General features: G+C 73.9%; 16 protein-coding genes. 11 read left to right on the plus strand and 5 right to left on the minus strand.

Annotation, left to right across the window (positions count from 1 at the left end):
- Positions 1–93 precede the first annotated feature (93 nt).
- A complete protein-coding gene (locus HS045_RS16990) occupies positions 94–546 on the plus strand; it encodes a hypothetical protein (protein WP_230884069.1) in 453 nt (150 codons plus the stop codon).
- Positions 547–642: 96 nt separating this feature from the next.
- Here HS045_RS16990 and HS045_RS16995 read toward each other — a convergent pair whose 3' ends face one another.
- A complete protein-coding gene (locus HS045_RS16995) occupies positions 643–1,716 on the minus strand; it encodes an acyl-CoA dehydrogenase family protein (RefSeq protein WP_307827560.1) in 1,074 nt (357 codons plus the stop codon).
- Between the two features lie 119 nt (positions 1,717–1,835).
- Here HS045_RS16995 and HS045_RS17000 point away from each other — a divergent pair, with 119 nt between their 5' ends.
- The 4 genes from HS045_RS17000 to HS045_RS17015 all read left to right on the plus strand — a co-directional run bounded on the left by HS045_RS17000 (position 1,836) and on the right by HS045_RS17015 (position 5,913).
- Positions 1,836–2,444: a hypothetical protein gene (locus HS045_RS17000; protein ID WP_196452306.1), complete on the plus strand. Its 609-nt coding sequence runs from the start codon at positions 1,836–1,838 to the stop codon at positions 2,442–2,444.
- Positions 2,445–2,531: 87 nt separating this feature from the next.
- A complete protein-coding gene (locus HS045_RS17005; protein WP_196452307.1) occupies positions 2,532–4,274 on the plus strand; it encodes a proline--tRNA ligase in 1,743 nt (580 codons plus the stop codon).
- A gap of 173 nt (positions 4,275–4,447) precedes the next feature.
- Positions 4,448–4,750, plus strand: a complete 303-nt coding sequence (locus tag HS045_RS17010; RefSeq protein WP_196452308.1) for a hypothetical protein — start codon at positions 4,448–4,450, stop codon at positions 4,748–4,750.
- The gene (locus HS045_RS17015; protein WP_307827561.1) at positions 4,747–5,913 is read left to right on the plus strand and encodes a C40 family peptidase; all 1,167 of its coding nucleotides are present in this window, start codon (positions 4,747–4,749) and stop codon (positions 5,911–5,913) included. Before HS045_RS17010 ends, HS045_RS17015 begins: the two co-directional genes overlap by 4 nt.
- Positions 5,914–5,940: 27 nt before the next feature.
- Here HS045_RS17015 and HS045_RS17020 read toward each other — a convergent pair whose 3' ends face one another.
- From HS045_RS17020 to HS045_RS34650, 4 genes are all read right to left on the minus strand, one after another.
- The gene (locus HS045_RS17020; RefSeq protein ID WP_196452309.1) at positions 5,941–6,144 is read right to left on the minus strand and encodes a DUF4236 domain-containing protein; all 204 of its coding nucleotides are present in this window, start codon (positions 6,142–6,144) and stop codon (positions 5,941–5,943) included.
- Positions 6,145–6,218: 74 nt separating this feature from the next.
- A complete protein-coding gene (locus HS045_RS17025; RefSeq protein WP_196452310.1) occupies positions 6,219–6,413 on the minus strand; it encodes a DUF4236 domain-containing protein in 195 nt (64 codons plus the stop codon).
- Between the two features lie 152 nt (positions 6,414–6,565).
- Positions 6,566–7,087, minus strand: coding sequence for a ferritin-like domain-containing protein (locus tag HS045_RS34645; RefSeq protein ID WP_307827562.1), 522 nt, complete (start codon positions 7,085–7,087; stop codon positions 6,566–6,568).
- A complete protein-coding gene (locus tag HS045_RS34650) occupies positions 7,084–7,575 on the minus strand; it encodes a hypothetical protein (protein ID WP_230884070.1) in 492 nt (163 codons plus the stop codon). Before HS045_RS34650 ends, HS045_RS34645 begins: the two co-directional genes overlap by 4 nt.
- A gap of 199 nt (positions 7,576–7,774) precedes the next feature.
- Here HS045_RS34650 and rimP point away from each other — a divergent pair, with 199 nt between their 5' ends.
- The 6 genes from rimP to rbfA all read left to right on the plus strand — a co-directional run bounded on the left by rimP (position 7,775) and on the right by rbfA (position 13,840).
- A complete protein-coding gene (gene rimP, locus HS045_RS17035) occupies positions 7,775–8,284 on the plus strand; it encodes a ribosome maturation factor RimP (RefSeq protein ID WP_196452312.1) in 510 nt (169 codons plus the stop codon).
- 11 nt (positions 8,285–8,295) lie between these two features.
- Entirely contained in the window at positions 8,296–9,300 is a 1,005-nt protein-coding gene (gene nusA / locus HS045_RS17040; RefSeq protein WP_307827563.1) for a transcription termination factor NusA, read from the plus strand.
- 40 nt (positions 9,301–9,340) lie between these two features.
- Positions 9,341–9,586 (plus strand): YlxR family protein, encoded by a 246-nt coding sequence (locus HS045_RS17045; RefSeq protein WP_307827564.1) that lies wholly within the window; start codon positions 9,341–9,343, stop codon positions 9,584–9,586.
- A gap of 142 nt (positions 9,587–9,728) precedes the next feature.
- Positions 9,729–12,866: a translation initiation factor IF-2 gene (infB, locus tag HS045_RS17050; protein ID WP_196452314.1), complete on the plus strand. Its 3,138-nt coding sequence runs from the start codon at positions 9,729–9,731 to the stop codon at positions 12,864–12,866.
- Positions 12,867–12,943: 77 nt separating this feature from the next.
- Positions 12,944–13,243: a DUF503 domain-containing protein gene (locus HS045_RS17055; RefSeq protein WP_196452315.1), complete on the plus strand. Its 300-nt coding sequence runs from the start codon at positions 12,944–12,946 to the stop codon at positions 13,241–13,243.
- Between the two features lie 69 nt (positions 13,244–13,312).
- On the plus strand, positions 13,313–13,840 hold the full coding sequence (rbfA, locus tag HS045_RS17060) for a 30S ribosome-binding factor RbfA (RefSeq protein ID WP_196452316.1): 528 nt from the start codon (positions 13,313–13,315) through the stop codon (positions 13,838–13,840).
- Positions 13,841–13,847: the final 7 nt, after the last annotated feature.

The following is a 13,847-nucleotide window of genomic DNA, read 5'->3' on the forward strand; positions in this document are numbered from 1 at the left end:
GAGGGATGGTTCCCGTGCGGAGCGCGTGAGGAGGAGGCGAAGGAGCGGCAAAGCGCGGCCGGGCCCGGGCGTGGGGCTGGCACGCTCCGACGCATGAGGGGACCGGGCGGGGGCGGGCGCTCCGCGAGTGCGGCCGATGAGATGCAGCCGGTGGGCGTCCACCGGTTCGAGGCGTTCGGCCGGGTGATGGCGGCGCTCGGCGGCGACGCCGGACTGATGGAGTCGTGCCGCGACCTGACCTGGTGGAGGGGGACCGGCGACAGCTGGCACATCGAGTGGCGCGAGGGGCCCTATGCCGCCGAGGTGGCCGAGGCGCTGGCCGAGCGGGTCCGCGAGCGCGGGACCCCGGCGGACCCCGTCGGACGGGCCACCGCGCTGTCCGCCGTCCTCGACGTGGTCGGCGTCCGCTTCGTGCTGCGGGCCGTCGACCCGGTCGGCCGGGACCGCCCCCACCCCCGCCTCGATCCCTGGCACCTGGCCGAGGCCCTCGACACCACCCGCCGCGGCCCTTCCCCGCAGCCCTGGGAGCGGCTCCTCGGCGGTTGACCCGCCACGTTTCCGGCCCGCCGTACGGGGCCGGCCCGGCGCGCCGCGGCCCGCGAGGGCCGGTCCGGCGGTCACCGGCGGCGCGGCCGGGGACCGTCAGAGACCGGCGGCCGCGGCGAGGCGGGCCCGGTGGGCGTGCGGCGGGCCGAAGAGCTGGGCGTCGGCGGCGGCGCGCTTGAGGTGGCGGTGGGCTGAATGCTCCCAGGTGACACCGGTGCCCCCGTGGACCTGGATGTTCTCGCCCGCGGCGGTCAGGTAGGCCTCGGTGCAGTAGGAGCCCGCGATCGCGGCGGCGACCGGGAGCTCGCCGGGCCGGGCGCGGGCGGCGGCCAGCGCGGCCGAGCGGGCGGACTCGACGAGCAGGAGCAGGTCGGCGAGCTTGTGCTTGACGGCCTGGAAGGAGCCGATGGGGCGGCCGAACTGGTGGCGTCCGAGGGCGTGCCGCACGGCGGCCTCCAGGCAGGCGGCGGCCCCTCCGGCCTGCTCGGCCGCCAGGCAGGCGACCCCGGCGTCCCGGACCCGGTCGCGGACCGCGCCGTCGCCGGCGGGCCGTACGGGGACGGCGTCGAAGGACAGGGCGACGAGCGGGCGGGTCTGGTCGAGCGTCGTCAGCGGGGTGCGGGACGAGGGCGCGGCCTCGACCAGTTCGTCGCCGGCGAAGGCCAGGACCACCTCGCCGTCCAGCGCGCAGGGCGCGGTGCCGGTGAGCCGGCCCCGGGACAGGGTCAGGTCGGCGTCGCCGGGCAGCAGGACGGTCGCGGTGCGCGAGCCGTCCGCGATGGCGGGCAGCAGCCGGGCCATCGCGTCGGGGTCGCCCGCGGCCCTGAGCGCCTCGACGGCGAGCACGGCGGTGGCCAGGTAGGGGTGGGGGGACAGGACCCGGCCGAGCTCCTCGCAGACGACCGCCTGCTCGGCCGTGCCGCAGCCCGCCCCGCCGTACTCCTCGGGGACGGCCAGGCCCGCCACGCCGAGCTCCCGGGCGAAGCGGTCCCAGGGAGCGCCGGGACGCCCGGCGAGGAAGGCGCGGACGGCGTCGCGGAGGTCGGCCTGGTCGGCGGTGAGGCCCATGTCGGCGGGCTCGACGGGCTCGACGGGCTCGGCGGGGGCCCCGGATCCCGGGGGCACGGCGCGTCCGGCGGCCGCTGCGGCGGCGGTGTCGTCAGGAGGCACAGGCGCAGCATAAACAAGCGACCGGTTGTTTAGTAGGGCTTGACCGTTTTTGTGTGTTCTTGCAGGTCATATATGCTGCGCGTGGCCACCGGCAGGAGCGGATCGGGGGATCAGCGGCTTTGGTTGGGCAACACGGCACGTACGACTTCACCGCAGGGGACCGCCGGGAGCGGGCGATCCTCTGGCACATGATGCTCTCGCTCGTCGGAGGGCTGCTGCTCGGCGCCTTCGGCGAGATGCTCGCCCCCGGGCCGGGCCCGCTGGTCGCGGCCTACGACCCCTACGCCTACCTGCTGCTCGCCCTCGCCGTCGGCAGGACGGCCACGGGGCTCGGCTGGGCGGCGCTGGCCGGGACGCTCGCCGCCCTCGGGCCGGTCGTCCCGATCCTGGCCGCCGGGGCCTTCCCGTCGGGCTACCACCCCTTCCACGTCGGGGCCGAGGGCACGGTGCCGGGGGTGACGCTCCTGGCCTTCGCCGTCTGCGCCCTGCTGGCCTACGCGACCAGGCGGAAGGGCCCGGGGGGAGACCTCGCCGCGGCGCTGCCCGCCGGGGTCCTGATGATCGAGGCCGTCGAGGCGGCGCAGTCCGGGGCGTGGAGCGTCCAGGCCGCCGCGGTCCTGGTGCTGGCCGTGGTCCTGTCGCTGCGCCGGGGGGCCGGGGCGGTGCGCTCCGCCCTGGCGGGCGCGGTCCTGGCGGCCGCCCACCTGTTCCTCGTCGCCGGTCCGTGACGGGCGGCGGGCCCCGATGGCAGGCGCGGGCCCCGCCGGGCTCGATACCCTGGAGGACACCGATTCCCTGCCAATCTAGGAGTAGCCGTGCTGCTGCGCATGTCGTCGCTGTTTCTTCGAACGCTGAGGGACGACCCGGCAGACGCGGAAGTCCCGAGCCATAAGCTGCTCGTCCGCGCCGGCTACGTCCGCCGGGTCGCCCCCGGCGTCTACTCCTGGCTGCCGCTCGGCAAGATGGTCCTGGAGAACGTCACCCGCGTCGTGCGCGAGGAGATGGACCGCATGGGCGGTCAGGAGGTGCTCTTCCCGGCCCTGCTGCCCCGGGAGTACTACGAGGCCACCGGCCGCTGGACGGAGTACGGCGACACGCTCTTCCGGCTCAAGGACCGCAAGGGCGCCGACTACCTGCTCGGCCCCACCCACGAGGAGATGTTCACCGACATGGTCAAGGGGGAGTACTCCTCCTACAAGGACTACCCGGTGACGCTGTACCAGATCCAGACGAAGTACCGCGACGAGGCCCGGCCCCGGGCCGGCATCCTGCGCGGGCGCGAGTTCGTCATGAAGGACTCCTACTCCTTCGACCTCGACGACGACGGTCTCAAGCGCTCCTACGAGCGGCACCGCGAGACCTACGTCCGCACCTTCGACCGGCTCGGCATCACCTACAAGATCTGCTTCGCCACCTCGGGGGCGATGGGCGGCTCGGCCTCGGAGGAGTTCCTGGCGCCGGCCGAGACCGGTGAGGACACCTTCGTCGCCTGCCACCACTGCGGCTACGCCGCCAACGCCGAGGCGGTCACCACCCCCGCCCCCGCCGCGCCCACCGGTGAGCGGCCGGCCCTGCGGGTGCTGGACACGCCGAACACCCCCACCATCGAGTCGCTGGTCGCCCACCTCAACGAGCACCACGGCCTGGACGTCACCGCCGCCGACACGCTCAAGAACGTGGTGGTCAAGGTGACCGCCCCGGGCTCGGGCAAGACCGAGGTCCTGGTCGTCGGCGTCCCCGGCGACCGCGAGGTGGACTTCAAGCGCCTGGAGGCCGCCCTGGCCCCCGGCGAGCCCGCCATCTTCGAGGCCGAGGACTTCCACCGGCACCCCGGCCTGGTGCGCGGCTACATCGGCCCGCAGGTCCTCAAGGACCTCGGCATCCGCTATCTCGTCGACCCCCGCGTGGTCGACGGCAGCGCCTGGGTGACCGGCGCCAACGAGCCGAACAAGCACGCCGTGGGCGTGGTCGCCGGCCGCGACTTCACCGCCGACGGCACCATCGAGGCCGCCGAGGTCCGCGCCGGGGACGCCTGCCCGGCCTGCGGCTCGGCGCTGTCCATCGACCGCGGCATCGAGATCGGCCACATCTTCCAGCTCGGCCGCAAGTACGCCGACGCCGCCAGGCTCGACGCCCTGGGCCCCGACGGCAAGCCGGTCCGCATCACCATGGGCTCCTACGGCATCGGCGTCTCCCGCGCGGTGGCGGTGCTCGTCGAGCAGCGGCACGACGAGCTCGGGCTCCTGTGGCCGCGCGAGGTGGCCCCCGCCGACGTGCACATCGTGGGCACCGGCAAGGAGAACCAGATCGAGGTCGCCACCCGGCTCGCCGAGGAGCTCCACGCGCGGGGCCTGCGCGTGCTGGTGGACGACCGCGCCGGGGTCTCGCCGGGGGTGAAGTTCAAGGACGCGGAGCTGCTCGGCATGCCCACCATCGTGGTGGTCGGCCGCGGTCTGGCCCAGGGGGTGGCGGAGCTGCGCGACCGGGCCACGGGCGTCAAGGAGGAGATCCCGATCGCCGAGGCCGCCGACCGCGTCGAGGCCGCCTGCCGGGCCTGACCCCGCTCGGGGCGCCGGGCGCGCGCCCGAACCGGACGCGCGCCCGCGGCCGGGCCCCGCTCCGGGGCCCGGCGCGGGATGCGCGCGTTCAGGGGGAGAGCCTTCTTTCTGATCATCCGAGTGGTAGCTTTTACGGACGATCGGCACCCACGAGGCATATGGGGTGGGGTTGCATGAAGGGGTTCGACCTCCATTTCGACGCGCTGGAAGAGTGCGCGAACAAGGCCAGAAGCGTCGCGAACCAGTTCCGGAGCACGGCCGACGAGCGGCCCGCCGGCGTCGGCTCCTCCTGCTTCGGCAAGCTCGGAGACGCGTCCGGCGAACTCGCCGAGGCCGTCCGCAAGCTCGAAGGGAAGATCGGGGCGGAGACCCGGCACGCCCAGCAGAACCTCGACAAGGTCGAGGCGGCGCTGCACACCGTGATCGCCAACGTCCGCAGGTCCGATCGGGTGGACGTCCCGGTGGAGAGCGTGTGACGGGCGGCGGGGGCGGTGAGTTCGGCGCCCTGCTGCGCGTCGTCGACGAGCTGACCGGCGACCAGGCGGAGATCTCCGGCATCGCCCAGCGCTGGCGGGCGCTGGCCTCCGGCGTCGGCACGCACACCGGCGCGCTCAAGCGCGCGGCCGGCACCGTGGACGACGCCTGGAACGGCGGCGCCGCTGAGAGCTTCACCGGGTACATGGCCCGGTACCCGCGGGCCGGCACGTCCTTCAGCGGCGCGCTCAGGAGCTGCGCCGCCGCGCTGGAGGACGCCGGGGGCGCACTGGAGGCCGCCAGGAGCGAGGTCCAGGCGATCTACGAGGAGAAACAGACCTGGCTGGCCGGGCAACGCGAACAGACCGGCGGCGCCGTACCGGCGGAGAGCGTCCAGTCCCAGGCGGCCGACGCCCTGAGGCGGGCCGAAGCCTCGCGGCGCCGGGCCGTCGCGGCGGTCGAGGCGGCCGCCGGCGCGATCGGCGGGCACCTGGGCACCGCGTTCTTCAGCGCCATCCCCGCGCCCGGGGACCAGGACTTCGTCCCCCGCAACAATCCCTCGATGCGCTGGGTGCCCGACCCGGGCTTCCGGCAGGGGAGATCGACGCAGCTGGCCGGGTACGACGGCGCCACCCCGGTGAACGGCGGGAGCGGTCCCGGCGGGAACGGCGGCTCCGGAGGGTACGGCGGGAGCGCCGGGTACGGGCCGGGCGGCGGATCCGGCGGGGCCGGCCACCAGGGAGGGGGCGCGGGCGCCCCGCCCACGGTCCCCAACCTGGGGGCGAACCCCAGCGCCAAGGCGGTCGTGGGGTACGCGCTCAAGCAGCTCGGCGACCCCTACGTCTGGGGAAGGGAAGGCCCGAACGCCTTCGACTGCTCCGGCCTGACGCTCCGGTCGTACGAGGCGGCCGGGATCTCCATCCCCCGGGTCGCCGCGGACCAGTGGCGGCACGGGCCGCGGGTGCCCGACGGCGAGGTGCAGGCCGGAGACCTGATCTTCTTCGACAGCACCGGGGACGGCAAGGCCGACCACGTGGGCATCGTGGTCGACCCCGAGAAGCAGACCATGGTCCACGCGCCCAACTCGCGCTCGGTGGTGCGTCTCGAGAGCTACGGCGACTATCCGACGCACCGCCTGGGCTTCACCCGGCCGGGGGCGGGCTGAGCCCGCCCCCGGCCGGGTGGGGCGGTCCTAGAAGTGGCGGCGGCGCGGCTGGCCGCCGATCGTCTTGCCCAGGTGGAACCCGCCCGGCAGGGTCACGCTCACGTACCTGCGGCCGTCCGGCGTCCGGGTGAGGTGGAACCGGCGACCGCCGAAGCTGTGCCCGACCCCGTGCCGGGACAGGTTGACGCGGAACGGACCCAGCTTGATCGACTTGTGGTAGTTCCAGCCCATGTCTCTCCCCGTCTCCTCTGGAACCCGGATGCCTGCAGGGGGGACAACGCCCGGCGCCCGCCCGGGGTTCCGGATCAGCGGCGGGACGACCCGCTGAGGGTCTTGCGCCAGTGGAGGCCACCGGGCAGGTTGACGCTCAGCGTGCGGCGGCCGTCGGCCGTCCGGGTCACCCGGAACGCGCGGTTGCCCCAGCTGTGGCCGACCCCGGTCCGGGACAGGTTGAGACGGAACGGACCGACCTTCATCGACTTCCTGAATCCCCAGCCCATCGCTTTCCTCCTTGTCGATTCCGTGGAGGTCGGCTACCCGCCACCGGCGCGGCAAACCTGTGCGAAACGGGCTGTGGCGTCCGTGGAGGCCGCCGGAGGCCCGCCGGGCGGGACGGGGGCCGGAGCGCCGTCCTCCCGGATCCTGGAGGCCGTCAGGAGGGGGGAGCGCCGTCCTCGTCGGGGTCCGGGGCCGCGGACGGTGAGGTCGGCGGCGGCGATGCCGATGCCGATGGCGATGCCGAGGGCGCCGGGGGCACCGCGCCGGGCGGCATGCCGGGGAAGGCCTCGATCTCCGGGCGCAGGCCGTACGCGCGCTTGACGCACTCCTGCATGGCCAGCGCGGCCATGCGGCGCAGCGCCGCGTCGTCGTCGGCGGCCAGCTCCAGGTAGGCGGTGGTCACCCCCCTCTCGACCAGCACCGCCAGCTCCACGGCCTGGGCGGCGGTGGACGGGGTGACCGGGAGCGCGTAGGCCGCGTCGGCCTCGGCGGGGACGCCGCCGCGCTCGGTGATCAGGACCCGGAGCCGGTCGCGGCGGACGCGGTGGGACCTGAAGGCCGCCGTCGCGGTGGCGCGCAGGTCGCCCGTGGTCCTGGCGGCGATGACCCCGTAGGCGTAGACGGCCGCGTGCTCGGCGGCCAGGGCCGTGGAGAGCCCGCCGGTCCCCGTGCTCACAGCGACCTCGGCAGGGCCACGGCGTGCGCGGCCTCGCAGGCGCCGATGCACGCGATCAGCTGCGCGAGCGCGGGGGAGACCCCCTCGGTCTGCCGGGGGCGGCGCGCGGCGGCCTCCCGCTCCAGGTCGCGCAGCCTGCGCAGGGACGGCGCCGGGCTGGGCGAGGGGGTCGCCGCGGCGGACGGGGAAGGCGCAGGAGAGATCGCGGCGGACCCCGGAGCGTTCCCGCCGGGCAGTCTCCGGCGCAGCTCGGCCAGGTGCGCCTCGTGCCGCTGCCGGAAGGGGGCGAGCCGCCGCGAGGACAGCGCGGCGTACAGCGCGACGGTCCGCTCCTTCTCCTCGATCAGTCGCCTGAGCAGCACGGTCTCCGGATCGGGCGGCGGCGCGGGAGCCGGCCCGGGCTCCTCGCCGGCGCATCCCGCGACCGTCGCGGCGGCCGCCCCGAGGGCACCGCTCCGCAGCAGCGCGCGCCGGGTGAGGGAACGCACGGACGACCTCCGGTCTCGGGTGGGGTGCTGACGCCTCTAGCATCGTACGGGCTCGCCACCGCGGCCACCCCGTGTCCGGGGACGTCCCGGACGGCTCGGCCACACCGAGTGACGCTCTTTCCGCGCTCCGGTGTGGATAGGCTGGGGAGTCACATGGGCGAGGTGCGCCCGGACGAGATCGTGACAATAGGAGGTCGACATGGGCAGCGTCACATCCCGCGACCGCCTGGTGAAGCTTCTCGAACCCGTCGTCGAAGCCGAGGGGTTCGATCTGGAGGACGTCACGGTCACACCGGCGGGCAGGCGCCGGCTGCTCCGTGTCGTCGTCGACCGCGACGGCGGCGTGAGCCTGGACGGGGTGGCGCAGGTCAGCCACGCCGTCTCCGCCGCGCTGGACGCGGGCGACGCGATGGGCTCCGCCCCCTACGTGCTGGAGGTCTCCTCTCCCGGAGTCGACCGCCCGCTCACCGAGCCGCGCCACTGGCGCCGGGCGGTGGGGCGGCTGGTCAAGGCCGAGCTGAGGGACGGCACCTGCGTGGAGGGCCGGATCGTCGCCACCGACGAGACCGGCGTGGAGCTGGACGTCGAGGGCGCGGCGCACCGCGTCGACCATCAGGACCTGGCCCGAGGACGGGTGCAGGTGGAATTCCGCCGGCTCGATGAGAGCGACGACGCCGAAGACGACGGCGAAGACGGCGACGAGGGCTAAGGGGGAGCCTCGTGGACATCGACATGAGCGTCCTGCGCAGCCTGGAGCGGGAGAAGGACATCTCCTTCGACCTGGTCGTCAAGGCGATCGAGGACGCGCTGCTGATCGCGTATTTCCGGACCGAGGGCGCGGCCGCCAAGGCCCGTGCCGAGCTGGACCGGAGCACCGGTCACGTGGCCATCTACGCCGCGGAGACCGGCGAGGACGGGGAGGTGCTCCGGGAGTACGACGACACCCCGGGCAACTTCAGCCGCATCGCCGCGACCACCGCCAAGCAGATCATCCTGCAGCAGCTCCGGGACGCCGAGGACGAGATCAACTTCGGTGAGTTCGCCAGCCGTGAGGGCGAGCTCGTGGCCGGGGTCGTCCAGCAGGGCAAGGACCCGCGGGTCGTCCTGGTGGACCTGGGCAAGATCGAGGCGGTGCTCCCGCACAACGAGCAGGTCCCCGGTGAGGAGTACGTCCACGGAGAGCGGATCCGCTGCTACGTGGTGCAGGTCAAGAAGGGGCACAAGGGCCCGTCGGTGACGTTGTCGCGGACCCATCCGGGCCTGGTGAAGAAGCTCTTCGCGCTGGAGGTCCCGGAGATCGCCGACGGCACCGTCGAGATCGCCGCGATCGCCCGCGAGGCGGGCCACCGTACCAAGATCGCGGTCCGTTCCCGGCGGCCGGGCGTCAACGCCAAGGGCGCCTGCATCGGCCCGATGGGTTCGCGGGTGCGCAACGTGATGACCGAGCTGCACGGCGAGAAGATCGACATCATCGACTGGTCGGAGGATCCGGCGGAGTTCGTCGGGAATGCCCTGTCCCCCGCCCGTGTTTCGCATGTCGAGGTGATCGACGCCGCCGGCCGTGCGGCGCGGGTGACCGTGCCGGACTACCAGCTCTCCCTCGCCATCGGCAAGGAGGGGCAGAACGCCCGGCTGGCCAACCGCCTGACCGGTTGGCGCATCGACATCCGGCCGGACACCCACGTGGAGGGTGCGGCCGGTTCCGCAGATGCGTCCACACGGTAAGCTGGAATATGGTGGCCGGGCCGCCCCACTGAGAACGTGTGTGGGTTGCCGGGTTCGCACGGTCTCCTCCGAGCTGCTCCGCTTGGTGGCGGTCGAGGGCGTCATCGTCCCCGACCTGCGACGACGGCTCCCGGGGCGTGGTGCTTCACTGCATCCGACCCCGAGATGCCTCGAGCTCGCCGAGCGCAGGCGGGCGTTCCCGCGCGCTTTCCGCGCCGGGGAAACGCTCGACCTGTCGCTCGTGCGCAGCCACCTGGAGGAGCTGCAGGCGGAGAGGACCGGGTGACATGGTTGCCAACTGTCATGTAGGACGCCGAGTTGATGGGCTGGTCAGATAGCTATGAGCGCCTGATGAGCATGCGGCGATGAGTACGTCTACGTAACGACGGTCCGGCGGCACAGCCTCCCGGGCCGAGTAAGGGAGTGCAGTGGCGAAGGTCCGGGTATACGAGCTCGCCAAGGAGTTCGGTGTGGAGAGCAAGGTCGTCATGGCTAAGCTCCAGGAGATGGGCGAGTTCGTTCGTTCGGCGTCCTCGACCATCGAGGCACCGGTGGTCCGCAGGCTCACGGAAGCTTTGGGCGTGCCTACGAAGGGTTCGTCCGACAAGGGTGCCGGAAGGGCGCCCAGGCCGCCCCAGGCGGCCCCCCGGCCGGCGGAGGGCCAGGCCGGAGGCGCTGCGGCGCCCACCGCGGTGCCCAGGCCGGGACCGGCTCCCAAGCCGGGCCCGCGTCCGGGTCCGCGTCCTGTGGCCCCCGCGCCGCAGGCTCCGCAGCCCCAGGTTCAGCAGCCCCCGATCCAGCAGCAGCCGCCGGTGCAGCAGCAGCCGTCGCCGGTCCAGCCGCCGCGGTTCGAGGCCCCCCGCACGGAGGCCCCGCGCCCCGCGGCCCCCGGCGGTCCCGGCGCCAAGCCGGGCCCGCGTCCGGGCCCGCGCCCGGCGCCGCGTCCCGAGGCGGCCGGCCCGCAGGCCCGTCCCGCCGGCGGTCCCGGCGCCCCCTCGGGCCCGCGTCCCGCCGCCGGGGCCCCCGGCGGTCCCGGGGCCAAGCCGGGTCCGCGTCCGGGCCCGCGCGGCCCGCGGCCGGGCAACAACCCGTTCTCCTCGAACGCCAGCGGCATGGGCCAGACCCGTCCGCCGCGCCCGGGCGGCCCCGGCGGTCCCGGTGACCGCGGTCCCCGTCCCGGCGGCGGTCCCCGTGAGGACCGCGGCCCGCGCGACGGTGCGGCTCCGCGTCCTCCGGGCGCCCGTCCCGGCCCGCCCGGTGCGGCCGGTCCCCGTCCGGGGCCCGGCGCGGGCGGTCCGCGTCCGGGCGGCGGTGCCGGCGCGGCCGGTCCGCGCCCCGGCGGCGGCGCGGGTGCCGGCGGTCCGCGTCCCGGCGGTCCGCGTCCCAGCCCGATGATGATGCCCCAGGGCCGTCCGGCGGGTCCGGGCGGCGGCGGTGCCGGTCGTCCCGGCGGCGGCGGTCGTCCGGGCGGCGGTGCCGGTCGTCCGGGCGGCGGTGCCGGTCGTCCCGGCGGCGGCGGCGGTTTCGCCGGTCGTCCCGGCGGCGGTGCCGGTCGTCCCGGAACCGGGACCGGCGCTCCGGGCGGCGGCGGCGGTTTCGCCGGTCGTCCCGGCGGCGGCGGCCGTGGCCGCGGCGGCGGTACGGCCGGCGCCTTCGGCCGTCCGGGCGGACGCCCGGCCCGCGGCCGCAAGTCCAAGCGCCAGAGGCGCCAGGAGTTCGACAACATGCAGGCGCCGGCGATCGGCGGCGTGCAGGCCCCCCGCGGCGGCGGTCAGACGATCCGCCTGTCGCGCGGCGCGTCCCTGGCGGACTTCGCGGACAAGATCGGCGCGAACCCCGCGTCGCTGGTGCAGATCATGCTGCACCTCGGCGAGATGGTGACCGCGACGCAGTCGGTCAACGAGGAGACGCTCCAGCTCCTGGCCGCCGAGCTGGACTACAACCTGCTCGTCGTGAGCCCGGAGGAGGAGGACCGCGAGCTTCTCGAGTCCTTCGACATCGAGTTCGGCGAGGACGAGGGCGACGACGCCGACCTGGTCGCCCGTCCGCCGGTCGTGACCGTCATGGGTCACGTCGACCACGGTAAGACCAGGCTGCTCGACGCCATCCGCAAGACCAACGTGGTGGCGCGCGAGGCCGGCGGCATCACCCAGCACATCGGCGCCTACCAGATCGGCACCGAGCACGAGGGCGAGCAGCGGCGGATCACCTTCATCGACACCCCGGGTCACGAGGCGTTCACCGCCATGCGTGCCCGTGGTGCCAAGGTCACCGACATCGCCATCCTGGTGGTCGCGGCCGACGACGGTGTGAAGCCGCAGACCATCGAGGCGCTGAACCACGCCCAGGCGGCCGACGTGCCGATCGTGGTCGCGGTCAACAAGATCGACAAGGAGGGCGCGGACCCGAGCAAGGTGCGTGCCCAGCTCACCGAGTACGGCCTCGTCGCCGAGGAGTACGGCGGCACCACGATGTTCGTGGACATCTCCGCCAAGAACGACATCGGCATCGAGAGCCTGCTCGAGGCGGTCCTGCTCACCGCGGACGCCGAGCTCGACCTGCGGGCGAACCCGACGATGGACGCCCAGGGCGTCGCCATCGAGGCCCACCTCGACAAGGGCCGCGGTCCGGTCGCGACCGTGCTGGTCCAGCGCGGCACGCTCCGCGTCGGCGACTCGATCGTCTGCGGTGAGGCCTTCGGCCGCGTCCGGGCGATGCTGGACGACAACGGCGAGTCGATCGAAGAGGCCGACCCGTCGCGTCCGGTGCTGGTCCTCGGTCTGACCGCGGTGCCCGGCGCCGGTGACAACTTCATCGTGGTCACCGACGACCGGATGGCGCGCCAGATCGCCCAGCAGCGGGCGGCGCGCAAGCGCATCGCGGACATGGCCAAGTCCGGCCGCCGCCGCACCCTCGAAGAGCTCTTCAGCGAGATGGAGAAGGGCCAGGTCGACGAGCTCAAGCTCATCATCAAGGGTGACGTCTCCGGTTCGGTCGAGGCCCTCGAGGACGCCCTGCTCAAGATCGACGTCGGCGAGGAGGTGCGCCTGCGGGTGCTCCACCGCGCGGTCGGCGCCATCACCGAGTACGACGTCAACCTGGCCGTGGCCGACGACAACGCCGTCATCATCGGTTTCAACGTGCGTCCCGAGGTCCGGGCGCGCGACCTGGCCGAGCGCGAGGGCGTCGACATCCGCTACTACTCGGTCATCTACCAGGCGATCGAGGAGATCGAGGCGGCCCTCAAGGGCATGCTCAAGCCCGAGTTCGAAGAGGTCCAGATGGGCACCGCCGAAGTCCGCGAGGTCTTCAAGGTGCCGAAGATCGGCAACATCGCCGGTGCGCTGGTCCGTTCGGGCACGATCGTCCGCAACAGCAAGGCGCGGATCATCCGCGGTGGTGTCGTCATCTCCGACAACCTCACCGTCTCCTCGCTGCGCCGGTTCAAGGACGACGCGACCGAGGTCCGCGACGGCTACGAGTGCGGTATCGGTGTCGGCTACAGCGACATCAAGATCGACGACGTCATCGAGACGTTCGAGATGCGGGAGAAGCCGCGCGTCTGACGCCTCGTTCCCTCCCCGCGCCGGTGCGCACCGCCGCACCGGCGCGGGCCGGGAGTGAGCATGCGCGGTGAACTGACATGTACGTAGGTGCCCTGACGTTGGACATCCTGCTCGGCGACGTTCACTCGCTGAAGCAGAAGCGCTCCGTGGTGCGTCCCATCATCGCCGAGGTGCAGAAGAGGTTCCCGGGGGTGGCGGTCGCCGAGACCGGCCACCTGGACCTGCACCGCCGTACGGAGATCGGGATCGCGGTCGTCTCCGCCACCGCCGCCAACTGCGGCGCGGTGCTGGACGACTGCGAGCGCCTGGTCGCCGGCCGCCCGGAGATCGAGCTGCTGTCCGCGCGGCAGCGGCTCTACAACGAGGACGAGGACTAGCAGACGCAGAGGACCGGTCGCGAAGACGCCTTCGTGCCCGGTCCTCTCTGTGAGAAGAGGGGAGCGACGATGGACGCCGCACGCGCGCGCAAGATCGCTGACCGTATCCAGCAGGTGGTGGCGGAGATGCTGGAGCGCCGGATCAAGGACCCGCGACTCGGCTTCGTGACCGTGACCGACGCCCGGATCACCGCCGACCTCGGGGAGGCGACGGTGTTCTACACCGTGTTCGGCTCCGAGGCCGAGCGGGCCGACTCCGCGACGGCGCTGGAGAGCGCCAAGGGGCTCATCCGCTCGGAGGTGGGCCGCCAGACCGGTCTGCGCCACACGCCGACGCTGACGTTCACCCACGACCCGCTCCCGGACAGCGCCCGCCACCTGGACGACCTCTTCGCCGAGGCCAGGGCCAGGGACGAGGAGATCGCCAGGAAGCGGGAGAAGGCCCGGCACGCCGGGGAAGCCGACCCGTACCGGCGGCCCAGGGACGAGGACGCCGAGGACGCCGGGGACACCGAGGACGCCGGGGACACCGGGGACGGGGAGTCGGGCCGAAGCACGGACGGAGCACCGGACCGCGCCGGACGTCCGGCGACGTGACGTCCGG

It is taken from the genome of Planomonospora sp. ID82291 (assembly GCF_015711645.1).
In the GTDB taxonomy this organism is placed as follows: Bacteria; Actinomycetota; Actinomycetes; order Streptosporangiales; family Streptosporangiaceae; genus Planomonospora.